Genomic DNA, 26,358 nt, shown 5'->3' with positions numbered 1-26,358 from the left:
GAACCGTCCCCTCGTCCGTCTGGTGTGGACCGTGTTTTCGGGAAGGAGTGCGCCGGGACGCGGGGTCACGCGTCGGCCGCGCTCTCCCAGGCTGATGCCCCCTCACGGAGAGCGCAGCCGGTCGGCGCCCGTTCGGCTGACGGGCCCCTGCCGGGCCCGCGCACCTTGACTCCTCGCCCGCCGGGTGCCCTCGCGCGCGGGATTCGGGCGGCCCTCGGACAAGGGCCGGTAAGGGGCGCGAAGTCGCAGGTCATCCCTGCTTTGGAGCTCTTGCGCAAGGGAACGGGGCAACCCCCTGGAGGAGAAAAGTCTCCCTTTGTGAATCCAAGACGGTCCGGGCCTCGAATACACGTTAGGAACTGCCCGTGCGACGCGGACCGAGCGCCTACGGGACCGAAGTGCCGGACGACAGTGGCCGGCGCTTCTTCAGGGAGGCGGCCATGGTCGGAAAGCCGGTCGAAGAACTGACCCCGTATCCGGAGGAGTCCTCAGCCGGCCGGTGCGGTGTGGGCCTCCCCGGTCCCGATGTCGAGGACGCCCTCGCCGCAACACTGGCCGAGGTCATGGGTACGGGGCAGACGCCGGTGGACCAGCACTTCTTCGACGATCTGGGCGCCGACTCCTTGGTGATGGCGCATTTCTGTGCGCGGGTCAGGAAGCGCGCCGACCTGCCGCCGGTCTCGATGAAGGACATCTACCGGTATCCGACGATCAGGGCGCTGGCGACGGCTCTGGCGGACTCCGCACCGTCCTTCCCGGTCGAGGCCCCGCCCCCGGACCCGGCTGCGGTCCCGGCTCCCCCTCCGGCCCCGGCCTTCGCGGGCACTCCCCGGTACGTCCTGTGCGGAGCGCTGCAGCTTCTGACGTTCCTCGGGTACTCCTGTCTCGTCGCGGTCCTCACGGTCTGGGGCTATGAGTGGATCGCCGCCGGGACGGGCCTGTTCGACAGCTATCTGCGGTCCGTCCTGTGGGGCGCGGCCGGCCTGCTGTTCCTGTGTGCTCTTCCGGTCCTGGTGAAGTGGGTCCTCATCGGCCGGTGGAAGCCCCAGCAGTTCCCCGTCTGGAGCCTGGCATACGTCCGCTTCTGGGTCGTCAAAACACTGATCCGCGCGAACCCGCTGGTCCTGTTCGTCGGTTCGCCGCTCTACCCGCTCTACCTCAGGGCACTGGGTGCGAGGATCGGGCGAGGCGTCGCGGTCTTCTCGCGCAGTGTGCCGGTGTGCACCGATCTGCTGGCCATCGGCGACGGCACCGTCATCCGCAAGGACTCGTTCCTCAGCTGCTACCGGGCACAGGACGGCCTGATCCAGACGGGCGCGGTGGTCCTCGGGGAGAACGTGGTCATCAGCGAGGCCACCGTGCTCGACATCGACACCGCGCTGGGCGACGGGGCCCAGCTCGGCCATGCCTCGTCCCTGCACAGCGGGCAGATGGTGCCCGACGGCGAGCGCTGGCACGGCTCACCCGCACAGCGGACTGGAACCGATGTGGACTTCCGCGCCGTGGACCCGGCGGTGTGCGGTGCCTTGCGCAGGACGGTGCACAGCTTCCTGCAGCTGGCGACCCTGCTGCTCCTGTACGTGCCGCTGGCGGTCGGCGGTGTGGGCATCCTGCTGGCCGAGGCACCGCAGCTCACCGCGGTCCTGGAACCCGGCCCCACGGCGCTGACCCACTGGACGTTCTACGTGGACGCCCTGCTGGTGTCCTTGCTGTTCTTCGCTGCCGTCCCCCTTGGTCTCCTCTTCCAGGCCACGGTCCCCCGGCTCCTCAGCCGGACCATCACGCCGGGCAAGGTCTATCCGCTGTACGGCTTCCACTACGGGGTGCACCGGCTGATCGCCCTCACGACCAACCGGAAGTTCCTGATGCGCCTGTTCGGCGACAGCTCCGCCATCGTGCACTACCTGCGCTGCCTCGGTTACGACCTCTCCCGGATCGAACAGACCGGGTCGAACTTCGGCACCGAGGTCAAGCACGAGACGCCGTTCCTGAGTTCCGTCGGGAGCGGGACGATGGTCGCCGACGGCCTGTCGGTCATGAACGCCGACTTCTCGGACACGTCCTTCCGTGTCTCCCGGACCTCGATCGGACCACGCAACTTCCTCGGGAACCGCATCGCCTACCCCTCGCGGGGAAAGACGGGCGACAACTGCCTGCTCGCGACGAAGGTCATGGTCCCGGTCGACGGCGAGGTCCGGGAGGGCGTCGGACTCCTCGGCTCACCCAGCTTCGAGATTCCCCGCTCGGTCCAGCGGGACAGCACCTTCGACCAGCTGAAGAACGGCGCGCAGCTGAGCCGCCACCTCGCCGCCAAGAACCGGCACAACGCCGCCACCATGGGGCTCTATCTCCTGGTGCGGTGGCTCTACTTCTACTGGGTCACCCTCCTCGTGGCGGTCGCCGCCGAGCTCTACGACTCCGTCGGCGCCCTGGCGATCGCGCTGGGCAATGTGCTGGTCCTGCTGTCCGGTGTCGTCTACTTCGTGCTCGTCGAACGGGCCGTGACGGTGTTCCGTCCCCTGGTCCCGCTGTTCTGCTCGATCTACGATCCGCGCTTCTGGCGGCGGGAGCGCTTCTGGAAGGTGCCCGCGGAGACGTATCTGCTGCTCTTCAACGGCACCCCGTTCAAGAACCTGATCTGGCGGCTGCTGGGGGTCCGCATCGGCAGCAAGGTCTTCGACGACGGCTGCTACCTGACCGAGCGGACCCTGGTCGCCATCGGAGACGGCTGCACCCTCAACGCGGGGAGTGTCGTCCAGTGCCACTCACAGGAGGACGGCACCTTCAAGTCCGACCGCAGCACGATCGCAGCAGGCTGCACGCTCGGCGTCGGTGCCTTCGTCCATTACGGCGTGGCCATGGGCGACGGCGCGGCGCTCGCGCCCGACTCCTTCCTCATGAAGGGCGAGGCCGTCCCGCGGGACGCGCAGTGGGGTGGGAATCCTGCCCGGCAGGCCTGCGGCCGGGACGCCGGCGAGGGATGGAGGTAGAGGCCGATGACCACATCCATGACAGCCCGCACCGCCTACGGACGCGGTGTGCTGACCGACGGTGCGTTCACCAAGGTCCCGCGATGGACCCGCGTCCCGGTACCGGGCACCGCGGAGCACCGGTCGGTCCTTCCCGAGCATCTGCCGGCCGTGCTGCGCCGGCTGGCCGACACGCTGCGGGTGCCGCTGAGTTCGGTGCTGCTGGCCGCGCACGCCAAGGTGCTCGCCGTGCTCTCCGGTGACCACGAGGTCGCGACCGGCTATCTCGCCGAGCGGGGCGGCACACCGCTGCCGTGCCGGCTGACGACGGCGGCCGCCTCCTGGCGGGGCCTCCTGCTGGACACCCACCGGGCAGAGGTGGAGCTGCTGGGGCGGGGTCGGGCCGCCGCCGACGTGAGCGAGCCGGAAGCGGGGCCGGACGGGGAGTCCCCCGAGACCGTGTTCGACCTGCCCGGTGAGGACGGCAGTCCGGTCGGCGACACCGTGCTGTGGGTGACCCTCGCCCGCCACGACGGCCGGGAGGTGCTGCGACTGCGATACCGGACCGATGTGCTCGACGAGGACTGCGCCGCCAGAATCGGCGGCTACTACGTCACGGCGCTCACTCTGCTCGCCGCCGATCCGGAGGCCGAGCACCGGCGGCAGTCCCTGCTGTCCGCCGAGGAATTCCGGCTGCAGCTCGAAGGACTGGCCGGTCCGGTCCGGCAGCTGCCGGACCGCCGGTTCCACGAGGTGTTCGAGCAGCGGGTGCGGGCGCACCCGGAGGCCATTGCCGCCGTGCACGGGAGCCGGCGGTGGACGTACCGCGAACTCAACGCCCGCGCCAACCGGTTGGCGCACACCCTGCTGGCCCGCGGGCTGGGCCGCGAGGACGTCGTCGCGGTGGTCACCGAGCGCAACCTGGAGTGGATGGCCGCGGTGATCGCGATCTTCAAGGCCGGCGGGGTGTACCTGCCCGTGGAGCCGCACTTCCCGCCCGGCCGCATCGCGCTGATGCTCTCCCGCGCCGGATGCCGGCAGGTGCTGACCGAACCCGGCAGCAGCGCCGGCCTCGACCGGGCCCTCGCCTCGGTTCCCGGGGTCCAGGCCCTCTTCATCGACGCGGTCTGCGAAGCGAGCCACGCCGACAGCGACCCCGGGGTCCGGGTCGACCCGGATCAGCTGGCCTACATCTACTTCACCTCGGGCTCCACCGGTGAGCCCAAGGGCGCGATGTGCGAGCACCTGGGCATGCTCAACCACCTCTACGCCAAGATCGACGACCTGGCGATCGGCGAGGGGCAGGTGGTCGCCCAGACCGCGCCCCAGTGCTTCGACATCTCCTTGTGGCAGCTGCTCTCGGCGCTGCTGGTCGGCGGCCGGACCCTGCTGGTGGAGCAGGCGGCCGTGCTGGACGTGGGGCGCTTCATCGACACGGTGGCCGACGGACGGGCCACGGTGCTCCAGGTGGTCCCGTCATACCTCGATGTCGTCCTGTCCTCGCTTGCGCAGCGGCCTCGCGAACTGCCGGACCTGCGGTGCGTGTCGGTGACCGGCGAGGCGCTGAAGAAGGAGCTGGTCCAACGCTGGTTCGCGGCCCGGCCCGGGATCAGGCTGGTCAATGCCTACGGTCTGACCGAGACCTCGGACGACACCAACCACGAGGTCATGGACGGCGTGCCGGACAGCGAGCGGATCCCGCTCGGACGCCCCGTCAGCAATGTGCAGGTGTACGTCGTGGACGAGCACCTGGCGCCGGTGCCGCTCGGCGCTCCCGGAGAGATCGTCTTCTCCGGGGTCTGCGTCGGCCGCGGGTACGTCAACGATCCCGAGCGCACCCGCCAGTCCTTCCTGCCGGACCCGCACCATCCCGGGCGGCGGCTCTTCCGGGCGGGCGACCACGGCCGCTGGCTTCCGGAGGGAAAGCTGGAGTTCCTCGGCCGCAGGGACTGCCAGGTCAAGATCCGTGGGTTCCGTATCGAGATGGGTGAGATCGAGAACGCCCTGCTCCGGGTGCCCGGGGTCGGTGACGGCACGGTGGTGGTCACCGAGCGGGCGGGTCAGGGCAAACGCTTGGTCGCGTTCTACTCCGGCCGGCAGTCGCTGGAGGCCGATGTCCTGCGGGGCCGGCTGGGCGAGTTGCTGCCGGAGTACATGGTCCCGTCGGTCTTCCTCTGGCGGGAGAGTCTTCCGCTGACCGCCAACGGCAAGATCGACAAGAAGGCGCTGGAGGCACTCGCCGGCGGACTCGACGCGGTCGAGGACACCTATCACGCACCGCGTACCCCGACGGAGCGGCGGCTGGCCGCGGCATGGTCCGAGGTGCTCGGCATCCCGCAGGACCGGATCGGCCGGCAGGACAACTTCTTCGACTGCGGCGGCACTTCGCTGGCGGCCGTGGAACTCGCGGTCTCCCTGGACCGGGTGATCTCGGTCAAGGACGTCACCCGCCACCCGGTCCTCGCCGCGCTCGCCCGGCAGGTCGACGGCGGGTCCGGGCGGCGCCCCGGAATGCTGCGTCCCCTGTCGGAACCGGGTGCCGCCCAGGCAGGTGCCCTGGTGTGTTTCCCCTGTGTCCGGGGGGACACCGGCGAGTTCCAGGCGCTGGCCGAGGCACTGCGGCGCAGCGGCCCCGCGCTCTACGCCGTCGCCCTGCCCGCGTCCGGCACGGCCGCGGCGGAGGAGCCGTGCGTGCCGGTCGCCCAGGTGGCCGAGCAGATCGCCGAGCAGGTGGCCGACGAGATCATCGGCCTCGGTCTGACCGGGCTGCGGCTGTGGGGCCAGTCGTCGGGAACGGCCTTCGCCGTGGCGACGGCCAAGCGGCTGGAGGAGCGCGGGGTGGAGGTCCGGCGCGTCTTCCTCGGCGCGCAGCTGCTCGGTGACGCGGTGGACACCACACCGGCGGTGCAGCTGTCCGCGCCGCTCACCGTGGTCGTCGCCGCCGACGATCCGCACACGGCGGAGTTTCCGCGGCGCTATCTCGACTGGCGGCAACTGGCCGAGTGCGTGGACCTCCACGAGCTGCCGGACGGCGGCCACTTCTTCCTGCAGACCCGCGCGAACGACGCCGCACAGGCCGTGCTGTGCGACATCGCCCGGCCGGCTTCGTCCCGTGCCGCTCCTGAGAGGAGAACCGCCATGGTGTCGTCACTCCCGATCTCCCTGCCCGAACTGGAACGGGAACCCGGCAAACCTCCGCTGCTGCGGGCCGGGGCCACCGACAGCGCGGCGCACTGGGCGGCCGAGCGGCGGGACGCGCTGCGCGCCGTCGTCGCCGAGCACGGTGCGGTCCTGGTCCGCGGCCTGGGGATGAGCGACCCGGCACAGGTCGGCGCCGTCCTTCAGGGCCTGGACGTCGCTCCGCTGTCCGAACGGGAGGCCTTTGCCGCCCGGCAGACCTACTCCGAGGGCGTCTACTCCTCGTCGAAGTGGCCACCGAGCCAGCCCATGTGCATGCATCACGAGCTGAGTTACACCCTGGAGTTCCCCGGGCTGATGCTGTTCGCCTGCCTGAGCGCCCCCACCTCCGGCGGGACCACCGCGGTGGCCGACTCGGCGGCCGTGCTGGACGCGTTGCCCCCGGCCCTGACCGAGCGGTTCGAGCGGGAGGGCTGGCTGCTGACCCGCAGCTACCACCCCGAGATCGGAGCCACGCTGGACCAGGCGTTCGGCACCGAGGACCGGGACGCCGTCGAACGCTACTGCCGCGCGCACGCCATCGAGTTCACCTGGCAGTCCGACGGTGGTCTGCGTACCCGACAACGCCGCAGTGCCGTGGTGCGCCATCCGGTCAGCGGCCGCCGCTGCTGGTTCAACCAGATCGCGTTCCTCAACGCCTGGACGATGGCTCCCGAAGTGCGGGACTACCTGACCGACGAGTACGGCCCCGACGGGCTGCCGTTCAACACCCACTACGGAAACGGCGCCCCCCTCACCGAGGACGTCGTACAGCTGCTCAACGAGGTCTACGAGGCCCACACCGCCCGCCGGCCGTGGGAGGCCGGAGACCTGCTGCTCGTCGACAACGTCCGTACCGCGCACAGCAGGGAGCCCTTCGAAGGGCCGAGGGACGTGGTCGTGGCCCTGGCCGACCCGGTGCGCCTGGCCGACTGCTCGCCGACCGTGGAGGTGACTCTCCCATGACCACCGTCCGCCCCACCCCGTCCCGGCCCGTGCCCGCCGAGCCGCCCCCCACTCCGTCCTTCGCGGTGATCTCCGGCGCCCAGGTGCACCGGGCACTGCAGGGACGCGAAAAGGAGCTCGTGGACGTCATCGAGGCCACCTACCGGCTGCACGGTGCAGGCGAGTCGGTGAACCCGCCCTCGTCCTTCCTGCGCTTCCCCGACCGCCCCTCCTCCCGGATCATCGCGCTGCCCGCCTCCGTCGGCGGAGAGACGCGGGTGGACGGCATGAAGTGGATCTCCAGCTTCCCGCCGAACGTGGCCGCCGGAGTCCCCCGGGCCTCGGCCGTGCTGATCCTCAACGACTATGACACCGGCTACCCGTTCGCCTGCCTGGAGAGCTCCATCATCAGCGCGACCAGGACCGCCGCGTCGGCGGCGTCGGCAGCCGACCGGCTCAGCCGCGGGCGCCCCCGCCCCACCCGCGTCGGCTTCTTCGGAGCGGGCCTGATCGCCCGGTACATCCACACCTTCCTGGAAGGGACCGGCTGGTCGTTCGACGAGATCGGCGTGCACGACCTGTCCGCCGAGAGCGCGGCCGGCTTCCGCCTGTACCTGGAGCAGTGCCGTACCACCGGGCGGGTCACCGTGCACCACAGCGCGGAGGAGCTGATCCGCTCCAGCGACCTGGTGGTCTTCGCCACCGTCGCGCCCGCGCCGCATGTCCACGAGGTCTCCTGGTTCGGTCACCATCCGGTGGTGGTGCATGTGTCGCTGCGCGACCTCGCCCCGCAGATCCTGCTGGCGTCGACCAACATCGTCGATGACATCGAGCACTGCCTGAGAGCCGCCACCTCCCCGCATCTGACCGAACAGCTCACCGGCAACAGGGAGTTCCTGCACGGCACGCTGGACGAGGTGATGGCCGGCCGGGTCGCGGTCCCGGCGGACCGGACCGCCGTCTTCTCCCCGTTCGGCCTCGGGGTGCTCGATCTCGCGGTCGGCAAGTACGTCTACGACGAGGTGGTCCGCTCCGGCGAACTTCAGGTCGTCGACGGCTTCTTCCATGAACTGCGCCGGTACGGATGAGCAGCCGGGACCTCGGCCGTCCAGGGCAAGGAGGCTTATGCACCACCCACGCCCGGAGAGATCAGCAGCCGGACCGCCGCAGTGCGGCGCACCCTGCCGCGGACCTGTTACGGCGCCCCGTCCGGCTCGGTCGGACACCCGGCCGCGCCCACAGGAACGAAGCCCGCCGCCATGGTCGGACGGACCTTCCGACGGTGCTCTGCCGCAGATGAGGAGACCATCGTGCCTGTCATATCCGCGCCCTACGCGTTCAACGAGGAGGAGCTCTATGTCGACCTCCGGTCGATCTTCGGGCACTCCCTCTTCCTCAAGTGTGAGGGCTTCAACTTCGCCGGCTCGATCAAGCTGAAGGCCGCGACCGAGATGGTGGAGTCCGCCGAACGGGCCGGAGACCTGCGCCCGGAAACGATCCTGGTCGAGTCCTCGTCCGGGAACCTCGGCGTGGCGCTCAGCATGATCGCGGCGAGCAAGGGCTACCGCTTTCTGTGCGTGACGGACTCCCGCTGCAACTTGGCGACCAGACTGATGATGGAGGCTCTGGGCAGCCAGGTGCACGTGGTCGCCGACCAGGAGTCCAACGGCGGCTTCCTCGGCGCCCGGCTCGCCTATATCCGCAGCCTGTGTGCCTCCGACGAACGGTGTCTGTGGCTCAGTCAGTACACCAACCCGAGCAACTGGCAGGCGCACTACCGCAGGACGGCACCGGCCATCGCCCGCGCCTTCCCGCGGCTGGACCTGCTGTTCGTCGGAGCCGGCACCACCGGCACCCTCATGGGCTGTGCCCGCTATTTCCGGGAGTGGAACCGACCGGTTCGGATCATCGCCGTGGACAGTGTCGGCTCGGTGACCTTCGGCGGTACTCCCGGGCACCGGATGATTCCCGGCCTGGGCATGAGCGTCCAGCCGCCGCTGCTCGACGAGTCCTATGTGGACGACGTCGTACAGGTCGAGGAGGCCGACACCATCCGCGCCTGCCACCGGCTGGCCAAACGCGGCTTCGTGTTCGGCGGCTCGACCGGCACCGTGGTCAGCGGCGCGACCGACTGGCTGACCCGCCACGAGGCGCTGGGCCGCACGGCGGTGGCCATCGCCCCGGACCTCGGCGAGCGCTACCTCGACACCGTCTACCACGACAACTGGGTGCAGGATCTGTACGGCGAGGACGTGCTCGCGCCCGATCCCCCATTCGACGCCGACGTCGCCCCCCTCGGCCCCACCCCACCGGAGCCGCAGCCGCGCCGACGGCGCCGGCGCCACGATGCCTGAGGCCGCCCCGGCCTCACGGAGCCGCCGGGCCGGCCGCCCCACACGCGACGGGGAGGCCGGCTCGTCCCGGCCCTCTCGACAGCTCAGCCGCCCCCGCCCGCCAGGCAGTCCGTGACCCACTGGTGGAAGGCCCCGATGTGGTGCTCACTGGGGACCAGCACCCCGCCGTTGCGGTAGGCGCGGGAGCTCATGGCCGGCTGGGTGCGCTCGCAGGCGTCGAAGTCCTGGGCGTTGACCCGGTGGAAGAGTTCGACGGACTTGGAGACATCGGCGCCGGAGTCGACGATCTCGGGCAGGTACAGCCAGTCGCATTCGACGACGGTGCGGTCGGGAGCCATCGGGAACATCCGGTGGACGATGACATGGTCCGGGACGAGGTTGACGAAGACCTGCGGGCGGACGGTGATCGCGTAGTAGCGGCGGTCCTGGGTGTCCTCGATACCGGGGAGCCGGCCGAAGCCCTCGGTGCCGTCCACGGTGAATCCGGTGGCCTCGTCGGCGAACGCCGCACCGTGCCCGACGTAGTACTGGGCGGCGAAGCCGTCGGCGAACTCCGGGAGCACATCGGTGAGTTCGGGGTGGATGGTGGCGCAGTGGTAGCACTCCATGAAGTTCTCGATGATGAGCTTCCAGTTGGCGCGCACGTCGTAGGTGAGGCGCTTGCCGAGGGCGAGTCCTTCGGTGCGGTAGCGGTCGAGGGAGGCGGCGTCACCCAGCCGCTCGACGGCCGCGCCGATCACGGTGTCCTCGAAGGACGGCGGCTCGTCGGCCAGGCACACCCAGGCGTAGCCGAGCCACTCCCGGAGCGGCACGGTGACCAGGCCGCGTTCGGTGCGGTCGAGGTCCGGCATCTTCTGCAGGTTGGGGGCGGCCACCAGGCGGCCGTCGAGGTCGTAGGTCCAGGCGTGGTAGGGGCACTGGAGGTTGCGGCGGACCTCGCCGGACTCCTCGGTGCACAGCTGCGCGCCGCGGTGCCGGCAGATGTTGAGGAAGGCGCGCAGCTCACCGGCGCGGTTGCGGGTGATCAGCACGCTCTCCCGGCCGATCCGGACGGTGCGGAAGGCGCCGGGCTTTTCCAGGTCGGCGGCGCGTACCGCGCAGAACCACAGCCGCTCGAAGATCTTCTCCTGCTCCTGGCGGAAGATCTCGGGGTCGGTGTAGTGATGGCCGGCGAGGGTGGCGATCAGGCTCGGGGCGGCAGCGGTCGCGGGCGTGGTGGATGCCGGCGAGGACTCGGTGGGCGTGGTCGTCATCGTGTCTCCTTCGTGGATGCGCTCGGCTTCAGCTGGGTGAGGAAACGAAGCTCCCGCGTGAGCGGGGCAGGGAAAGCCGATTCGCCGTCAGGACGGATCGGCGTCCACCCGCAACGGTGGCGAGGCCGTCCACTTGGGCCAGGAGCTCTCAACTGTCAGTCCCCCCGGATAGGTTGCTGTTCATGGCGACGAAAGCGAAGGCAGCAGGTGCCGGGCACGCCCGGTTCGCCTACCGGCTTCGTGTGTCGTCCACGGCCCGCGCCGCACTCGAAGCGGAGTGGGACCGGTGCCGGTGGGTGTGGAACGAGTGCGTGGCCAAGTCCAAGCAGGTCGGCGCTTGGAACAAGACCCGTCCTGACGGGGTGGAGAAGCGTACGTGCGGACCGGTGCAGCTGGCCGCGATGCTGACCGAAGCCCGCGCCCGGATCCCGTGGCTGCGGGAGGGTGCGTGTGTGCCCCAGCAGCAGTTGGTTCGGGACTTCGGCAGGTCCCGGGCGAAGGCGCTCAAGGACATCAAGGCCCGGTTGCCGGTGCGGCAGCGGGCGGGGATGCCGAAGTACAAGAAGAAGCGCGAAGCGCTCCCCACCCTCGAATACACCAAGCGGGGTTTCTGTCTCAGGGATGGCCGCCTGCACCTTGCGGGCGGCACCGTGGTGAGGGTGGTGTGGTCGAGGGACTTGCCCAGGCCGCCGTCCTCGGTGCGTGTGTACCGCGACAGTACCGGCGCCTGGTACGTCTCCTTCGTCGTCCCCACCGTGCCCGAGAACCTGCCGACCACTGGGCGTGTGATCGGGATCGACTGGGGCGTTACGGAGACTGCGACCACCACCAGCGGCGACCATGACCTTCCCCATCCGCAGTACGGGAAGAGGGCCGCCCAGCGTCTGACGAAGTACCAGCGGATGATGGCGCGTCGCAAACCCGCGAAGGGGCAGGCCGCGTCGAAGGGCTACCGCGAAGCGAAGCGGCAGACCGCGAAGCTGCACAAGAAGGTGGCGCGGCAGCGTCAGGACACCGCGCGCAAGTGGGCCAAGCGCGTTGTCCGTGACCATGACGCTTTGGCGGTGGAGGACTTCAAGCCGAAGTTCCTTGCCAAGTCCTCGATGGCCCGCAAGGCGGCCGACGCCGCGATCGGCGCCACCAAGGCGGCGTTGGCCGAGATGGCCCGCAAGCATGGGCGGGCCGTGCATCTGGTGCACCCCGCGCACACCACGATGGACTGTGCGCAGTGCGGAGCGAGAACCAAGCACGCACTTCCTCTTTCCGAGAGAACCTATGCCTGCACCGCGTGCGGAGCCGTATCCCCCAGAGATAAGAACTCCGCCCGCATGATGCTGGTCCGGGCTGGTCTTCAACCCGGCTAGCGCTGATCGTGTAAGACCTGTCGGCCCGCCGGGCCGCAGGCGACGTGAGCCAGGAATCCCCCTCGTTCACGAGGGGGAGGAGTCAAGGAGGCTCTCCTCAAGCGGCCGCGGCGGCGGGCCGGCGGGGGTCGAACAGCTCGATGGGGTGCGCGGTGGCACCGGTCAGCGCGAGATCGGCGACGATCTCGCCGACCACGGGGACGAACTTGAAGCCGTGTCCGGAGAAGCCGCAGGCGACGGTCACCGTCTCCGGGTGCGCGGGGTGCCGGGTGATCACGAAGTGTTCATCGGGGGTGTTGGAGTACATGCAGGTGGCGGCCTTGAGGAAGCGGCCGGGGAGAGCGGGGATGCGCGGGGCGAGCTGGTCGGCCATGGCGCGTACCTCGTGGTCGTGCACGGTGCGTTCGATGGTCTCCGGGGTGCAGACGGTGCCCTTGCGGAAGAACGCGACCTTGGCGCCGCCGTCGGGTCCGTCGATCGACGGGAAGCCGTAGATCTGGACGCCCCGGTCGTCCTCCCAGATGTAGATCGGGTGCCGGTCGGGGACGAAGGGCGCGGTGCCGCCGTCCGGGGCGAACCAGTACATGACCTGTCGCTCGATGGTGAACGGCATGCCCAGGTCGGTGAGCAGCTGGGGCGCCCAGGCCCCCGGACAGATGACCAACTGGCCCGCGGTGTAGGTGCTTTCGGGGGTGTGGACGCGGACCCCGGCACCGCCGGGAAGCTCCTCCCAGCGGGTGACCGGCTCCTCGAAGTGCAGCTCGGCGCCGTCCTGGCCGGCGAGCTGGAGATGTGCGGCGACGGTGTGCTCCGGCCGGACCAGACCCGCCCGCGCCTCGTACAGCGCGACCTCGTCCGCGGCGGGGGTGAGGGTCGGGAAGCGGCGCCGGATCTCCTCGGGTTCGAGCATCTCGTGCGGGAGGTCCCACTGGCGGGCGGATTCCAGACTGCCGCTGACGGTACGGCTGTCGGGGCGGCCGAGCATCACCCCGCCGCAGAGGGTGGCGATCTCCCGGCCGGTGTCCCGCTCCAGCTTCTCGTAGAGCTCGTAGGAGCGCAGCAGCAGCGGTACGTAGGCGGGGTCCTCGAAGTAGGACTGGCGGGTGATGCGGGAACCGCCGTGGCTGGAGCCGCGGTGGTGTACCGGACCGAACTTCTCCAGGCCCAGGACCCTGGCGCCCCGGGCGGCGAGGTGGTGGGCGGCGGCGCTGCCCATACCGCCGAGGCCGAGAACGATGACGTCGTAGGTGGGAGCCATGCGGTTGCTCCTTCTGCGTACGGAGGCGAGCGGATCACCGGTGGACCACGGACGGGCTGCCCTGGTGCTATCGGCGGATGCGCTCCATCTGCGGGTCGAAGAGTGGCTCTTGGGCGACGGTGGCGGGGATCTTCTCGCCGAAGTACTCGATGTGTACGGCGGTGCCGGGGGCCGCCGCGGTGACCGGCAGCCAGGCGTAGGCGATCCCGCGGCCGAGGGTGTAACCGTAGGCCGCGGAGGTGACATAACCGGCCGGGGCGCCGAAGGGGGCACCTCCCGCTCGAGCGGAGTCGAGAGTGGGGGCATGGACCGGTTCCTTGCCGAGCACGACGGCCGCGGGGTCGTCGAGGGTGAGGCAGGTGAGCCTGCGGGAGACGGTCTCCTCGGTCACGCCCTCCAGCGCCGCCCGGCCGAGGAAGTCGCCCTTGGCGGGGCGGACCGCGAAGCCGACCCCGGCCTCGTAGGGGTTGTGCTCGGTGGTCATGTCATGGCCCCAGGCGCGGTACCCCTTCTCCAGGCGGAGGCTGTTGAAGGCGCTGCGCCCGGCGGCGATCACCCCGTGCTCCTGCCCCGCCTCCCAGAGCGTGTCCCACAGCCGCAGCCCCATGTCGGCGGTCGTGTACAGCTCCCAGCCGAGCTCGCCGACGTAGCTGAGGCGCATGGCGGTGACCGGGACATGACCGAGGTAGGTCTGCCGGGCCCGGAAGTAGCCGAAGGCCTGGTGCGAGAAGTCGTCGCGGGTCAGGGGCTGGACCAGAGCGCGGGCGAGCGGGCCCCAGACACCGATGCAGCAGGTGCCGGAGGTGATGTCACGGACCTGGACTCCCTCCTCGGGGGCGTGCCGCAGCAGCCAGTCGAGGTCGGATCCGCTGTTGGCGCCGACCTGGAAGCGGTCGGGGGCGAGCCGGGCGACGGTGAGATCGGAGCGGATGCCGCCGGTCTCGTCGAGGAGCAGGGTGTAGGTGACCGCGCCCGGCTTCTTCGCGAGGTTGTTGCTGGTCATGCGCTGGAGGAAGGCGAGGGCGCCGGGGCCGGTGACCTCCAGCCTGCGCAGCGGGGTCATGTCGTAGAGGGCGACCTTTTCACGGGTGGCTCTGGCTTCGGCGGCGGCGATCGGCGACCAGTAGCGGGCCGACCAGGCGTCGCGCTCGGGGAGCTGAAGCCCTTCGGCGAGCGGGGCGTTGGCCTCGTACCAGTGCGGGCGCTCCCAGCCGCCGCCCTCCAGGAAGTATGCGCCGAGCTCCTGCTGCCGTGGGTAGAAGGGGCTGGTGCGCAGCGGCCGCGGCGCTTCCATGGGCTGCAGCGGATGGATGACGTCATAGACCTCGATGAAGCTCTGGGCGCCGCGGTCGGCGACATAGGCGGGCGAGCGCTGGGCGTCCTCGAAGCGGTAGAGGTCGCACTCGTGGATGTCGATGGCCGGCCGGCCGTCGGTCATCCACTCGGCGACGGCGCGGGCGACGCCCGCGGAGTGGGTGACCCAGACCGCCTCGGCGAGCCAGAATCCGCGCAGTTCACGGGATTCGCCGAGGACCGGCATGCCGTCGGGGGTGAAGGAGAAGACGCCGTTGAAGCCCTCGGCCACCCGGGACGAGCCCAGTGCGGGCAGCAGTCCGACGCTGTCCTGCCAGCTCGGCGCGAAGTCGTCCTCGGTGAAGGGCAGGGAGGACGGCATCACGGGCGCATTGTCGAAGGCGGGGACGCCGAAGGGGTCGACGGGCATCGGGCGGTGGGCGTAGGAGCCGATGCCGATCCGGTCGATGTGCTCGCGGAAGTAGAGGTCGCGGTCCTGGAAGCGCAGGATCGGCTTGCTCGCCTCTGTCCGTGGGTCGTTGACACCGGCCAGTTCGGGCAGCGGTTCCGTGGTGGCGTACTGGTGGGCCAGCGGCAGGAGCGGTACGTCCACCCCGGCCATCGCGCCGATCACCGGGCCCCAGAAGCCGGCGGCCGTGACGACATGGTCGGCGGGGAAGGTGCCGCGGTCGGTGGTGACGCCGGTGACCCGGCCGTCCTCCCGCTCGATCCCGGTGACGGTGTGCCGCTCCAGGAAGCGGGCGCCGCGTTGTTCGGCCCGTGCGATCTGGGCGCGGCAGGCGAGTACGGCGCGGGCCAGACCGTCGTCGGGGGTGTGGAAACCGCCGTACAGCGCGGTCTCGTCGAGCATCGGCCACAGCTCCTTGCACTGCTGCGGGGAGAGCAGTTCACCGCGGACGCCCCAGGAGGCCGCGAGTCCGGCCTTGCGGTGCAGATCGGCCCAGCGGGCCTCGGTGGTGGCGATCTCCAGACCGCCGACCGGGTTGAAGCAGGGCAGTCCGTCCACGTCGAGGGAGCGGAACTTCTGGACGGTGTAGGCGGCGAACTCGGTCATGGTCTTGGACGGGCCGGTCTGGAAGACCAGGCCGGGGGCGTGCGAGGTGGAGCCGCCGGGGGCCGGCAGCGGGCCCTGTTCGAGGACGGTGACCTCGGTCCAGCCGCGGGCGGTCAGCTCATCGGCGAGGGAGCAGCCGACGATGCCGGCACCGATGACAACCACGCGGGAACTGTGGGCGGGCGTACGGGACATGTCCCTCCTCCTGCTGGTCGGGGTGGTGCACCGAGGGTGGCTGTGACGCCGTTACAGGACCACGACGGAGCGCAGTACCTGTCCGTCGCGCATCTTGTCGAACGCGGACTCCACCTCGTCCAGGGCGATCGTCTCGGTGACGAACCCGTCGAGGTCGAGCCGTCCACTGAGGTAGCGGTCGATGAGGACGGGGAAATCGCGGCTGGGCAGGCAGTCGCCGTACCAGGAGGACTTCAGGGCGCCGCCGCGCGAGAAGAGGTCGATGAGCGGCAGTTCGATGCGCATGTCCGGGTCGGGGACACCGACCTGGACCAGGGTGCCGGCCAGATCCCGCATGTAGAAGGCCTGTCGGTAGGTCTCGGGGCGGCCCACCGCGTCGATCACCACATCCGCGCCATGGCCGCCGGTCAGTCCGCGGACCGCCTCGATGGGGTCCGTACCGCGGGAGTTGACGGTGTGGGTGGCTCCGAAGCGGGTGGCGCCGTCCAGCTTCCGGTCGTCGATGTCGACCGCGATGACCCGGCGCGCGCCGGCGATCGAGGCACCGGCGATCGCCGCGTTGCCGACCCCGCCGCAGCCGATGACGGCGACGGTGTCCCCGCTGCCCACCCCGCCGGTGTGCACGGCCGCGCCGTACCCCGCCATCACCCCGCAGCCGATGAGACCGGCCGCTTCGGGACGGGCGTTGGGGTCGACCTTGACCGCCTGTCCGGCCGCGACCAGGGTCTTCTCGGCGAAGGCCCCGATGCCGAGCGCGGGGGCGAGCGGGGTGCCGTCCACCAGAGTCATCGGCCGGGTGGCGTTACGGGAGTCGAAGCAGTACCAGGGCCGGCCGCGGCGACAGGACCGGCAGCTGCCGCAGGGCGCCCGCCAGGCGAGGACGACATAGTCGCCCGGGGCGAGATCGGTGACGCCGGGGCCGACGGACTCGATGACGCCCGCCGCCTCATGGCCGAGCAGGAAGGGGAATTCCTCGCTGATCGCACCGTCCCGGTAGTGCAGGTCGGTGTGGCAGACCCCGCAGGCCTGCACGGCGACGAGCACTTCTCCCGGGCCGGGATCCGGCACCACAATCGTCTGCGGCTCGACCGGTGCGCCTCGTTTCGCCGCGACGACGGCAAGGACCTCGTGTGGCATGCCCTACCCCTCACTGTTGCGCACTGCACGACTGGTTGCGCGATGAGAGACATCGTGGAGACGCCGGATCGGCACCGTCAAGAGGTACGGGCCAGCTCTTGTAATTGGGCTCATGACGCACCCGGACACGCGGGCGGGGCCGGAACATCCGCTCCGGCCCCGCCTCCGCGCCCGCACTCGTCACCGGGTCAACAGGCGTACCCCATCCGCCGCGACAGCTCCTCAGCTGCGGCAACGGTGCCCTTGACGACCTCGGGCAGCCGCTCCTCGGCCAGCCGGTAGGCGGGCACCGACACACTGATCGCCCCGATCACCGCGCCGTCGTGCGCCCGCACCGGCGCCGCGACCGCACGCAGCCCGAGCTCCAGCTCCTCGAACGCCACCGCGTAACCGCGCTCGACCACTTCGGCGAGCTCCCGGCGCAGCGCGGCGGCCGAGGTGACCGTCCGCTCGGTGAGCCGCGGCAACTTCCGTGCCAGCACGGCCTCCTGGACCGGTGCGGGCTGGAACGCGAGCAGCGCCTTGCCGCTGGAGGTGGCGTGCAGCGGGGTGCGCCGGCCGAGCCAGTTCTGCGCGGTGACCGACGCCGGGCCGCGCGCCTGCATGATGTTCACGGCGGCATCGCTCTCCAGCACCGCGATGTTGACCGTCTCCCCCATCTCCTCGGCCAGCTCCCGGCAGACCACCGCGCCTTCCTGCGAGATGTCCAGCCGTACGGCCGCCGCACCGGCCAGCCGCAGCACCCCGGCGCCCAGGTAGTACTTGCCGCGCTCCTGCTCCTGCCCGACCAGCCCGCGGTTCTCCAGCACGCCCAGCAGCCGGAACGCGGTCGACTTGTGGACGCCCAGCTCATCGGCGACTTCGGTCACCCCGGCCTCGCCGTGCCGGGCCAGGATCTCCAGGACCGTCACCGCCCGGTCCACCGACTGCACACTGCCCGGCTGTTTCGGCGGCTTGTCCTCCGCCTGCCCCTCCACGATGTCCGTCATCTGTTGGATCTCACCACCTGGCACCCCGGCCGAGGCCCGGGATTCGAAGGATCGGCATTTCCGGGGATCGCTTGACGCATCCGCTCCCCATCTGGATTCTGTTGCGCATAGCGCTTCATCGTGCGCACCGCGAAACTCGATGATACCGAACAGTAACAGGAGGACCCGTGATTCCTGTCTGCCATCTCGCCGATCTGCCCGCAGGCGAGTCCGTACGCATCGACACCGCACCTCCGATCGCCGTCTTCCACGCCGACGGGCAGCTGTACGCCATCGACGACACCTGCACCCACCAGGACGCCTCGCTCGCGGACGGCTGGCTGGAAGGGTGTCTGGTCGAATGCCCGCTGCACGCCGCTTCATTCGATCTCCGCACCGGAGCGCCGACCTGCCTGCCCGCCCGCCGGGCCGTGCGCACCCACCACGTGACCGTCGAGGACGGCATGATCCACGTCCACCACCACGCCGCCGAGGAGGGCACCGCCGCATGAAGTCGGTCGCTGTCATCGGGGCCTCGCTGGCGGGCCTGTACGCCGCGCGGGCCCTGCGCGCCCAAGGATTCGACGGCCGTCTGGTGATCGTCGGGGAGGAACACCACCGCCCCTACGACCGGCCGCCGCTGTCCAAGGACTTCCTCACCGGCGCCACCGCTGACCAGGGTCAACTGGCCCTGGCCGACGCCGAGGAGATCGCCGAACTGGACGCCGAATGGCTGCTCGGCACCCGGGCCACCGGGCTCGACATCCACGGGCGCACGGTGCTCCTCGACGGCGGCCGGTCCCTGACCACCGACGGTGTGGTCCTCGCCACCGGCGCCACCCCGCGCCGCCTCCCCGGCCCGGCACCCACCGGAACCCACACCCTGCGCACCCTTGAGGACGCCCAGGCACTGCGCGCACAGCTGACCCGGGGCCCGGTCCGGGTCGTGGTGATCGGCGGGGGCTTCATCGGCGCCGAGGTCGCCTCGTCCTGCGCCCGTCTCGGCCATCACGTCACCGTGGTCGAGGCCGCCCCGCTCCCCCTCGTCCCCCAACTCGGCGACACCATGGCCGGGATCTGCTCCGCCCTCCACGCGGACCACGGCGTTACCCTGCTCACCGGAACCGGTGTCGCCCGCCTGCACGACGGCGGCGCGGGGAACCGTGTCACCGGGGTCGAACTGGCCGACGGCCGGATGCTCCCCGCCGACGTGGTCGTCATCGGCATCGGGGTACGCCCCAACACCGCCTGGCTGGAGGGTTCCGGACTCCCGCTCGACGACGGGGTGTGCTGCGACGCGGGCGGGGTCACCCCGCAGCCCCACATCGTGGCGGCCGGCGATGTCGCCAGGGTGGACGGCGTCCGCGCCGAGCACTGGACCAGCGCCACCGAACAGGCCGCCGTCGCCGCACAGAACCTGCTCGCCGGCGGCACCGTCGTCACCCACCGGAGCCTGCCGTACTTCTGGTCCGACCAGTACGGCGTGCGCATCCAGTTCACCGGCCGGCGACTGCCCACCGACACCCCGCGCATCGTCGAGGGCTCGCCCGACGACCGCAGCTTCCTGGCCTGCTACGAACGCGACGGGCGCACCACCGCCGTACTGGCCCTCAACCGCCCCCGCCCCTTCATGCGCCTCCGCCGCGAACTCGCCCGCGCCACCCAGCCGGTCACCACCTGACCTCCGTCCAGGAAGGCGCGACAGCGGAACGGGAGCCGGATGACGCCTGTGGAGTGATGCCTGTGGAGTGATGTCTGCGGAGGGACGACTGTGGCGCAGCAGACACTGAGAAGCGGATGACGGAGTTGCCTTGGGGTGTTCGGAACAGCGGAACGTCTGCCGGCCGGCGGCGTTCCGCGACCGCGTTCTCTTCCTAGGAGACCCACACGTGACTCCCAGCGCCTCCGCCACCCGAGCGGCCCAGACACTCTCCCGTCCCGTCACCCTGGGCGGCCTCACCGTGCCGAACCGGATAGCCATGGCGCCGATGACCCGCGAGTTCTCGCCGGGCGGTGTCCCGGGCGCCGATGTCGCGGACTATTACGCGCGCCGCGCCGCCGGCGGCGTCGGCCTGATCATCACGGAGGGCACCTACGTCCAGCACACCGCCGCCGGAACCAGCGCCGCCGTCCCCCGCTTTTACGGTGAGGACGCACTCGACGGCTGGGGGCGCGTCGTGGCGGCGGTCCATGCGGCGGGCGGGACGATCATGCCGCAGCTGTGGCACGTCGGCATGGCCCGCCAGGCGGGCGCACCGCCGTTCCCCGACGCCCCGCCGTCCGGCCCGTCCGGGATCGCCCTCGACGGCACACCCTCCGGGCATGCCATGACCCAGCGGGATCTCGACGATGTCATCGCGGCCTTCGCCGAGGCGGCGGCCGCGGCCGAGCGGCTCGGCTTCGACGGCGTCGAACTGCACGGTGCACACGGCTACTTGATCGACCAGTTCCTGTGGTCGGGCACCAACCGGCGTACCGACGCCTACGGCGGCAGCCCCACCGCCCGCACGCGGTTCGCCGCCGAGATCGTGGCGGCCTGCCGGGAAGCGGTCTCCCCGGACTTCCCGGTCCTCTTCAGGATGTCCCAGTGGAAGATGAACAACTACCAGGCCCGCCTTGCCGATTCGCCGGAGGAACTCCAGGCGGTCGTGGCGCCGCTGACGGAGGCCGGCGTCACCGCGTTCCACTGCTCGACGCGCCGCTACTGGCTTCCCGAGTACGAGGACTCGGACCTCAACCTCGCGGGATGGGTCAAGAAGCTCTCCGGCCGGCCGACCCTCACCGTGGGCTCCGTCGGACTCGACAACGAGTTCATCGGGACGTTCAAGGGCGAACAGGCGGGCGTCGCCGGCATCGACCGGCTGCTGGACAGGCTGGAGCGGGACGAGTTCGACCTCGTCGCCATCGGGCGGGCCCTGCTCGGCGACCCGGAGTGGGCCGCCAAGATCTTCGAGGGCCGCACCGACGCCCTCGTGCCCTTCGACGCCTCGATGCTGCGGACGCTCAGCTGACACCGGACGCACCGGGCGCGGCCGGTCCGTGCCGCGCCCGGCGCCACCGCCCGCACCGTTCCGCCGGGCAGCTTCCCGGCCCCGCCGGCCGGCGGTCAGACCGCGTTCAGCTGGGCGGCCGCGGCGTCGACGGTCTGGGTGAGCAGGGTGGCGATGGTCATGGGGCCGACGCCGCCGGGAACCGGGGTGATCAGGGCGGCGCGGGTGCGTGCCGAGTCGAAGTCCATATCGCCGACGTTGCCCGGGTTGGAGCCGGCGTCTATCACGACGGCGCCGGGCTTGAGGTGCTCACCGCGCAGGAACCGGGGCCGGCCGACGGCCGCGATCAGGACATCGGCCTCCTTGGTGAGCGACGCCAGGTCGGTGGTGCGGGAGTGGCAGTAGGTGACGGTGGCATTGCGGCCGAGCAGCAGCATCCCCACCGGCTTGCCGAGGATCGCGCTGCGGCCGACCACGACGGCATGCTTGCCGGCCAGGTCGACGTCATAGTGATCCAGCAGCCGGAGGATGCCGCCGGGCGTGCAGGAGGCGAAGCCGTCCAGGCCGAAGCTCATCGCGGCGAAGGAGTGGCAGGTGACGCCGTCGACATCCTTCTCGGGGGCGATCGCCTCGAACGCGGCCCGCTCGTCGATGTGCGGGCCGGCCGGGTGCTGCAGCAGGATGCCGTGCACGGTGGGGTCGTTCGACAGCGCGGTGATCGTGTCGACCAGCTCCGCGGTCGTGGTGGCGGCGGGCAGTGCGACATGCCGGGAGAGGATTCCGGCCTTGGCGCACCGGTTGCGCTTCATGCGTACGTACGTCACCGAGGCGGGGTCCTCGCCGACGAGGACGGTCGCCAGACACGGGGCCGTGCCGGTGCGTTCGGTGAGGTCGGCCGCGCGCCGGGCGGCCTGTTCGACCATGCTGCGGGCCAGTGCGCTGCCGTCCATGAGGCGGGCTTCCGGGGACATGAGCTGCTCCTGAGCGTCGTGTGGGATCGCCCAGGCGCGCGGCACGGACCGTGGATGGCCGAGCCGCTCCCCGGTGGTACTCCACCCAAGCGCCAGTCACGGCTCGGCGCCCACTGTAATCGACGTCTGATCACCCGCCCAGGGGCGGCATCGGCCCACGGCGGCCATGGCGCTACGGCGGCCACGGCAGGCGACGCCCTCGGCGGCCCGTATGCCTCCGGCGCGCGGCGGCTCAGGCCCCTCACCCCCCTCCCTGACCGGGTGCGGAGAGGGGTGGTTGAGGGGCGGCGGTGGCCTCCCATTGACTGAGGATGCCGTCCCAGTCGTGCTGGGCAGCGGTGATGGCGTTGGCATCCCAGGTGGGCTGGGTGGGCTGCTGATACTGCTGGTGTTCCTCGTACACCCGGTATTCCTGGTACTCCTGCGGGTCCGGGTAGTTCTGGTACGGCTGCTGCTTCCAGGGCTCTTGCTCGTAGTGCTCCCGTGGGGGCTGCTGTGGTCGCTCGCGCCAGGTCAGATGTGGGGTCTCGGGTTGTGGGGAGGGCGGGGGACTGACCATCCGGCGGTGCCGGCCCGCGCGGTCCGACGCCGGAGGCTGGACCGGGCGGCTCTCGGCGGACAGCTGTTGCGCGCGGGCCACCAGCAGCCGGACGTCGAGACCGAGTTCGGTGGCCAGGGCGGTGAGGTCAACTCCGTTGTGCCAGCTGCTCATCAGGACGGCGTCCAGCGCCGGTGCCCAGGCAGGCTCGGAGGGGGGCTGGGGCACGGCGACCGGGACCGCCTGTGGTGGTGCCGAGGGGCCCGGAGGGTGCACGGCGGCCCCTGGTGCGGCGGCCGTCTGCGCCGGCTGCGGTGCGGGGGCCTGCTGTGCGGGGGCCTGCTGCGCGGGCTGCTGCGGTGCGGGGGGCTGCTCGCACGCGGGCTGGGCGAGCAGGCTCTTGGCGACCGCGCGGGCGTCTTCCTTGCCCACCGTGCGCCGGGCCAGCCGCACTTCGCGTTCCTCCAGGCCGAGCAGCTCCGCCACCACCGCGTCACTGCCCACGGTCACGGCGAAGGCGGCCAGGGTCCGCGAACGGCGGGCCTCGGCCTCGTCGAGGAGTCCCTGCGTCCGGCGGACCTCGTCATCGCTGCTGCAAAACGCCTGTGCGAGTACCGCGTGGCGCTCCCACAACTCCCTCGGTTCCATGACTGCGACAACGTTCCTTCGTCCGGATTGGACCGCTTCCCGGCTATAGATCACTGCATAAGGTGATATTCGATGGAGACGCGTCCCTGCCTGCCTGGCAGAAGTACGGACGGCTGCAAAAATACGCAGTGACCCCAGCGTCGAAGAATCGTTTCTACGGCCATGAGCGTCCCCTCTTCCGGCACCGTCGCAGGTCACGGACAGACGTCCCTCCCCCGCCCCGGGCAGATGCCGCGGTGGATCACCGCGGAGGTCATCAGGCAGACACCGGTGTACGCCGGGCTGGTGAAGCAGTGGACCGAGCGTGCCGCCACGGTGCCCGGGGTCGCCGACCCCGAGTGGCAGCGCCTGGTCTCCTACCGTGCGCTGATGGAGGAGACCGAGAGCGCCCTCACGGCCCTCCGGCCCCATCGCGCGCCCGACGTACTGCCACCGAGAAAGCCGTCGGTCCCGTCGGCCCGGCCCGCCCGTCTGGACGCCGGAACCGGGTCCGCGGCGGCCGCCGGGCCGGCGGCGCAGACGGCACCCCGGCCGGAGTACCGTTGAGTTGTCGAGGATTTACCGCTGTCCGGCGACTGCGCCGGCAGCGGCTTTGACCAGCGACGGAGCCCGGGTGAGCGCAACGGATGACACGGACTTCAGCCCGATCGGGGTGATCGGGCGGGTGACCGTCTCGATCCCGACCGACGGCCCGGGAGAGGTGCTGCTGCCCGTACGCGGCGGCTCCGAAGCCTTCGCCGCCTGGTCCCGCGAGCCCATCGCCCGGCACACACAGGTCATCGTGGTGGAGCACACCTCGGCGCGGTCGGTGATCGTCGCGCCGCTGCCCGCGTGACCCGGCGGTCCCGCAGACCGTGCCCGCCGCCCCCGTGAGCACTTCCTTTTCCCGCGGCCGTCCCCGCGCCCCGACCGAGGCCGGTCGCACCGGACCAGGAGCCTTCCGATGTTGTTCTGGCATGTTCCGGCGCCGAACGAGGCGCTGTTGATCTCCGGCTCGAAGCGCCGGGCCGGGGACGCCCAATTCCGTATCGTCACCGGCCATGGCTGCTGGGTCCTGCCCGTCAAGCAGAAGGCGTCTCTGCTGTCGCTGTCGCTGCGGGAGGCGGAGATCTCCGAGGACTGCGTCACCCAGCAGGGCATCCGGCTCGGCGTCCGGGCGGTTGCCGTCTTCAAGGTCGGGGACGACCAGACGTCCATTGCCAACGCCGCGCGCCGGTTCCTGTCCGAGCAGGCCACGATGGAGGAGCTGGTGGGGCGGATCTTCGCCGGTCATCTGCGCTCGATCGTCGGCGGACTGACCGTCGAGCAGATCATCCGGGAGCGGGACCGGGTCGCCCAGGAGGTCAAGGACGGCAGCCACTCCGAGATGGAGAAGCTCGGCATCGTCGTCGACGCCCTGCAGATCCAGGAGATCGCCGACACCTCCGGCTACATCACCAATCTCGCCGCCCCGCACGCCGCCGCGGTCGCCAGCGCGGCCCGGATCGCGCAGGCCAAGGCCGACCAGGAGGCGACCGAACGGGAGCAGCAGGCGGCGGCGCTGAAGGCCGAGTACGAGCGGGACACGGCGATCAAACGGGCCGGGTTCCTCGCCGAGACCGAGCAGTACAACGCCCGTGCCGCGCAGGCGGGCCCGCTCTCCCAGGCCAGGGCCTCGCAGGAGGTCATCGAGGAGCAGACCGCGCTGGCCCAGCGGCAGGCCTCGCTCGCCGCCCAGCGGCTGGAGGCCGAGGTACGCCGCCCCGCGGACGCCGAGGCCTACCGGCTGCGCACTCTGGCGGAGGCCCAGCGTGACCAGGTCCGGTACGAGGCGGACGCCCGCGCCTACACCGAGCGGACCGTCGCCCAGGCGCGCGCCGACGCCAACACGGCCCTCGCGGGCTCGCTGCGGGACGGCAACCAGGAGCTGATCGCCGCCAACCGCACCGTCGAGAACCTCCCCGCCCTCACCGAGGCCGCAGCCGAGGGCCTCGCCGGCGCCCGGCTGACCGTCCTCAACGGCACCGACGGGATGAACGAGATCGTCTCCGGCATCGTCGGCCAGGGACTGGCCATTCTCGACAGCCTCAAGAAGGGGACCGGCGCGCCCGATGCCACTCCCCCGCTGGCCGACGGCGCGGGATCACTGCCGCGGAAGGTGACGAAGCTGAAGCAGGACGGCGCCGGGTCCGGTGCGTCCTGACCGGACATCCGTACGGGACCGGAACGGCGTGCCGGGCCGTGGCGGCCGGTCACCCGTCGAGGACGGCGAGGTCGAGTTCCCTGAGACGGGCGGGGTCGGCGATCACGTCGTAGGCGGTGATCCTGTCGCCCTCGACGGTGACGGTGAGGGCGAGGAGCAGCCGGCCACGCGGGGCCACCACGATCCCCACGGCCCCGTTCACCAGCGCCGGCGCCGCGAACCGTGCCTTCCGCCCGAAGACCAGGGTCCCCGCGGCCACCGAGTGCGCACCGCGGAGCTCCGTCGGCGCGCCCGGGGGCAGCGCAGCGGGGTCGGCCCGGCGCACGACGTCGGGGGCCAGCACCGCGAGCAGCGCGTCGAGGTCACCGTCGCGCGAGGCGGCGAGAAAGGCGTCGACGGCCTTCCGTTGCCGGGCGAGGTCGGCGGCGGGAACGGCGGGGGTGCCCTGGACCTTGTGACGCGCGCGGCTGGCGAGCTTCTTCGTGGTCACCGGCGAGCGTTCCACGAGGGGAGCGATCCGGTCGAACGGCACGGCGAACATGTCGTGCAGGACGAAGGCGATCCGCTCGGCGGGAGCCAGGGTGTCCAGCACCACCAGCAGGGCCCGGCCGACCGAGTCGATCAGCAGTGCTTCGGGTTCCGGGCCGATCCCGTCCGCGGCATCCCGGGCCGGGTCGGGCGGTTGCTGTCCGACCGGTTCCTCCCGTCGTGCGGTGCGGGAGCGCAGGATGTCGAGGCAGAGCCGCGACACGACCGTCGTCAGCCAGCCGGGCAGGTTCTCGACGGTTCCGCTGTCGACACGGCTGAGCCGTAGCCAGGCTTCCTGCACGGCGTCGTCCGCATCGCTGAGGGAGCCCAGCATCCGGTAGGCGACCGCGCGCAAATGGCCGCGCTGTGCCTCGAACCGTTCCGCCAGCCGGTCCTGCTCGTCCATCGGTCACCTTTCCTCGTCCCGCTCCGTCACCTTGATGACGCGCACCACCGGGCCGAGGTGACCGGACGCCCGTGATCCGGCCCGGATTCCGGGCCCGGCCACCTCCC

At 71.1% G+C, this 26,358-nt stretch carries 19 protein-coding genes and 1 riboswitch; of the genes, 11 read left to right on the top strand and 8 right to left on the bottom strand.

Annotated features, from left to right (window positions below; translation table 11 throughout):
* The first annotated feature begins 440 nt into the window (after positions 1-440).
* The 4 genes from SLV14N_RS36155 to sbnA all read left to right on the top strand — a co-directional run bounded on the left by SLV14N_RS36155 (position 441) and on the right by sbnA (position 9,445).
* Positions 441-2,990 carry a Pls/PosA family non-ribosomal peptide synthetase gene (locus tag SLV14N_RS36155; protein ID WP_263273397.1) on the top strand — a complete coding sequence of 850 codons (2,550 nt, stop codon included), beginning with the start codon at positions 441-443 and terminating at the stop codon, positions 2,988-2,990.
* 6 nt (positions 2,991-2,996) lie between these two features.
* On the top strand, positions 2,997-7,112 hold the full coding sequence (locus tag SLV14N_RS36150) for an amino acid adenylation domain-containing protein (RefSeq protein ID WP_263272628.1): 4,116 nt from the start codon (positions 2,997-2,999) through the stop codon (positions 7,110-7,112).
* Entirely contained in the window at positions 7,109-8,179 is a 1,071-nt protein-coding gene (sbnB, locus tag SLV14N_RS36145; protein WP_208686924.1) for a 2,3-diaminopropionate biosynthesis protein SbnB, read from the top strand. The genes SLV14N_RS36150 and sbnB overlap by 4 nt, the downstream gene beginning before the upstream one ends.
* 222 nt (positions 8,180-8,401) lie before the next feature.
* Positions 8,402-9,445 carry a 2,3-diaminopropionate biosynthesis protein SbnA gene (sbnA, locus tag SLV14N_RS36140; RefSeq protein WP_263272627.1) on the top strand — a complete coding sequence of 348 codons (1,044 nt, stop codon included), beginning with the start codon at positions 8,402-8,404 and terminating at the stop codon, positions 9,443-9,445.
* A gap of 83 nt (positions 9,446-9,528) precedes the next feature.
* Here sbnA and SLV14N_RS36135 read toward each other — a convergent pair whose 3' ends face one another.
* Entirely contained in the window at positions 9,529-10,698 is a 1,170-nt protein-coding gene (locus tag SLV14N_RS36135; RefSeq protein WP_208686920.1) for an aromatic ring-hydroxylating dioxygenase subunit alpha, read from the bottom strand.
* A 182-nt stretch (positions 10,699-10,880) separates the two neighbouring features.
* Here SLV14N_RS36135 and SLV14N_RS36130 point away from each other — a divergent pair, with 182 nt between their 5' ends.
* Positions 10,881-12,062: an RNA-guided endonuclease TnpB family protein gene (locus SLV14N_RS36130; protein WP_208686918.1), complete on the top strand. Its 1,182-nt coding sequence runs from the start codon at positions 10,881-10,883 to the stop codon at positions 12,060-12,062.
* 97 nt (positions 12,063-12,159) lie between these two features.
* On the opposite strand, the gene solA is transcribed toward SLV14N_RS36130, so the two are convergent.
* The 4 genes from solA to SLV14N_RS36110 form a co-directional block, all read right to left on the bottom strand.
* Entirely contained in the window at positions 12,160-13,320 is a 1,161-nt protein-coding gene (gene solA / locus SLV14N_RS36125; protein ID WP_263272626.1) for an N-methyl-L-tryptophan oxidase, read from the bottom strand.
* Between the two features lie 67 nt (positions 13,321-13,387).
* The gene (locus SLV14N_RS36120) at positions 13,388-15,883 is read right to left on the bottom strand and encodes an FAD-dependent oxidoreductase (protein ID WP_263272625.1); all 2,496 of its coding nucleotides are present in this window, start codon (positions 15,881-15,883) and stop codon (positions 13,388-13,390) included.
* A gap of 51 nt (positions 15,884-15,934) precedes the next feature.
* Positions 15,935-17,020, bottom strand: coding sequence for an S-(hydroxymethyl)mycothiol dehydrogenase (locus SLV14N_RS36115; protein ID WP_208686912.1), 1,086 nt, complete (start codon positions 17,018-17,020; stop codon positions 15,935-15,937).
* Positions 17,021-17,208: 188 nt separating this feature from the next.
* Entirely contained in the window at positions 17,209-18,009 is an 801-nt protein-coding gene (locus SLV14N_RS36110) for an IclR family transcriptional regulator (RefSeq protein ID WP_174857592.1), read from the bottom strand.
* A 167-nt stretch (positions 18,010-18,176) separates the two neighbouring features.
* Here SLV14N_RS36110 and SLV14N_RS36105 point away from each other — a divergent pair, with 167 nt between their 5' ends.
* The 3 genes from SLV14N_RS36105 to SLV14N_RS36095 all read left to right on the top strand — a co-directional run bounded on the left by SLV14N_RS36105 (position 18,177) and on the right by SLV14N_RS36095 (position 20,999).
* Positions 18,177-18,500, top strand: a complete 324-nt coding sequence (locus SLV14N_RS36105; protein WP_208686910.1) for a bifunctional 3-phenylpropionate/cinnamic acid dioxygenase ferredoxin subunit — start codon at positions 18,177-18,179, stop codon at positions 18,498-18,500.
* A complete protein-coding gene (locus SLV14N_RS36100) occupies positions 18,497-19,669 on the top strand; it encodes an NAD(P)/FAD-dependent oxidoreductase (protein ID WP_263272624.1) in 1,173 nt (390 codons plus the stop codon). The genes SLV14N_RS36105 and SLV14N_RS36100 overlap by 4 nt, the downstream gene beginning before the upstream one ends.
* A gap of 208 nt (positions 19,670-19,877) precedes the next feature.
* A complete protein-coding gene (locus tag SLV14N_RS36095; protein WP_208686906.1) occupies positions 19,878-20,999 on the top strand; it encodes an NADH:flavin oxidoreductase in 1,122 nt (373 codons plus the stop codon).
* A gap of 95 nt (positions 21,000-21,094) precedes the next feature.
* Here the strand turns inward: SLV14N_RS36095 and SLV14N_RS36090 are convergent, their stop codons facing one another.
* Both SLV14N_RS36090 and SLV14N_RS36085 read right to left on the bottom strand, forming a co-directional pair.
* On the bottom strand, positions 21,095-21,949 hold the full coding sequence (locus SLV14N_RS36090; protein ID WP_208686904.1) for a bifunctional 5,10-methylenetetrahydrofolate dehydrogenase/5,10-methenyltetrahydrofolate cyclohydrolase: 855 nt from the start codon (positions 21,947-21,949) through the stop codon (positions 21,095-21,097).
* A 21-nt stretch (positions 21,950-21,970) separates the two neighbouring features.
* Positions 21,971-22,059: riboswitch (ZMP/ZTP riboswitch) on the bottom strand.
* Between the two features lie 131 nt (positions 22,060-22,190).
* A complete protein-coding gene (locus tag SLV14N_RS36085) occupies positions 22,191-23,135 on the bottom strand; it encodes a hypothetical protein (protein ID WP_263272623.1) in 945 nt (314 codons plus the stop codon).
* Positions 23,136-23,297: 162 nt separating this feature from the next.
* Between SLV14N_RS36085 and SLV14N_RS36080 the strand changes: the two genes are divergently transcribed.
* The 3 genes from SLV14N_RS36080 to SLV14N_RS36070 all read left to right on the top strand — a co-directional run bounded on the left by SLV14N_RS36080 (position 23,298) and on the right by SLV14N_RS36070 (position 25,317).
* On the top strand, positions 23,298-23,681 hold the full coding sequence (locus tag SLV14N_RS36080; protein WP_241746210.1) for a hypothetical protein: 384 nt from the start codon (positions 23,298-23,300) through the stop codon (positions 23,679-23,681).
* Positions 23,682-23,748: 67 nt separating this feature from the next.
* Positions 23,749-23,970, top strand: coding sequence for a hypothetical protein (locus tag SLV14N_RS36075; RefSeq protein WP_317633727.1), 222 nt, complete (start codon positions 23,749-23,751; stop codon positions 23,968-23,970).
* A 108-nt stretch (positions 23,971-24,078) separates the two neighbouring features.
* Positions 24,079-25,317: a flotillin family protein gene (locus SLV14N_RS36070; protein WP_208686900.1), complete on the top strand. Its 1,239-nt coding sequence runs from the start codon at positions 24,079-24,081 to the stop codon at positions 25,315-25,317.
* A 49-nt stretch (positions 25,318-25,366) separates the two neighbouring features.
* On the opposite strand, the gene SLV14N_RS36065 is transcribed toward SLV14N_RS36070, so the two are convergent.
* Positions 25,367-26,251, bottom strand: a complete 885-nt coding sequence (locus tag SLV14N_RS36065) for a sigma-70 family RNA polymerase sigma factor (protein WP_263272622.1) — start codon at positions 26,249-26,251, stop codon at positions 25,367-25,369.
* Positions 26,252-26,358: the final 107 nt, after the last annotated feature.

Source organism: Streptomyces sp. Je 1-4 4N24 (genome assembly GCF_026239515.1).
Lineage (GTDB): Bacteria > Actinomycetota > Actinomycetes > Streptomycetales > Streptomycetaceae > Streptomyces > Streptomyces nigrescens.
The sequence above is the reverse complement of the archived record's forward strand: the minus strand, read 5'-3'. Positions and strand labels throughout refer to the sequence as shown.

Bases quoted from the DNA above. Each gene is read 5' to 3' on its own strand.
- SLV14N_RS36130 (WP_208686918.1), top strand. From the start codon at position 10,881: ATGGCGACGAAAGCGAAGGCAGCAGGTGCCGGGCACGCCCGGTTCGCC.
- SLV14N_RS36110 (WP_174857592.1), bottom strand. From the start codon at position 18,009: ATGACGGACATCGTGGAGGGGCAGGCGGAGGACAAGCCGCCGAAACAG.
- solA (WP_263272626.1), bottom strand. From the start codon at position 13,320: ATGGCTCCCACCTACGACGTCATCGTTCTCGGCCTCGGCGGTATGGGC.
- SLV14N_RS36090 (WP_208686904.1), bottom strand. From the start codon at position 21,949: ATGTCCCCGGAAGCCCGCCTCATGGACGGCAGCGCACTGGCCCGCAGC.
- SLV14N_RS36085 (WP_263272623.1), bottom strand. From the start codon at position 23,135: ATGGAACCGAGGGAGTTGTGGGAGCGCCACGCGGTACTCGCACAGGCG.
- SLV14N_RS36065 (WP_263272622.1), bottom strand. From the start codon at position 26,251: ATGGACGAGCAGGACCGGCTGGCGGAACGGTTCGAGGCACAGCGCGGC.
- SLV14N_RS36120 (WP_263272625.1), bottom strand. From the start codon at position 15,883: ATGTCCCGTACGCCCGCCCACAGTTCCCGCGTGGTTGTCATCGGTGCC.
- SLV14N_RS36135 (WP_208686920.1), bottom strand. From the start codon at position 10,698: ATGACGACCACGCCCACCGAGTCCTCGCCGGCATCCACCACGCCCGCG.
- SLV14N_RS36150 (WP_263272628.1), top strand. From the start codon at position 2,997: ATGACCACATCCATGACAGCCCGCACCGCCTACGGACGCGGTGTGCTG.
- sbnB (WP_208686924.1), top strand. From the start codon at position 7,109: ATGACCACCGTCCGCCCCACCCCGTCCCGGCCCGTGCCCGCCGAGCCG.
- SLV14N_RS36115 (WP_208686912.1), bottom strand. From the start codon at position 17,020: ATGCCACACGAGGTCCTTGCCGTCGTCGCGGCGAAACGAGGCGCACCG.
- SLV14N_RS36155 (WP_263273397.1), top strand. From the start codon at position 441: ATGGTCGGAAAGCCGGTCGAAGAACTGACCCCGTATCCGGAGGAGTCC.
- SLV14N_RS36080 (WP_241746210.1), top strand. From the start codon at position 23,298: ATGAGCGTCCCCTCTTCCGGCACCGTCGCAGGTCACGGACAGACGTCC.
- SLV14N_RS36070 (WP_208686900.1), top strand. From the start codon at position 24,079: ATGTTGTTCTGGCATGTTCCGGCGCCGAACGAGGCGCTGTTGATCTCC.
- SLV14N_RS36100 (WP_263272624.1), top strand. From the start codon at position 18,497: ATGAAGTCGGTCGCTGTCATCGGGGCCTCGCTGGCGGGCCTGTACGCC.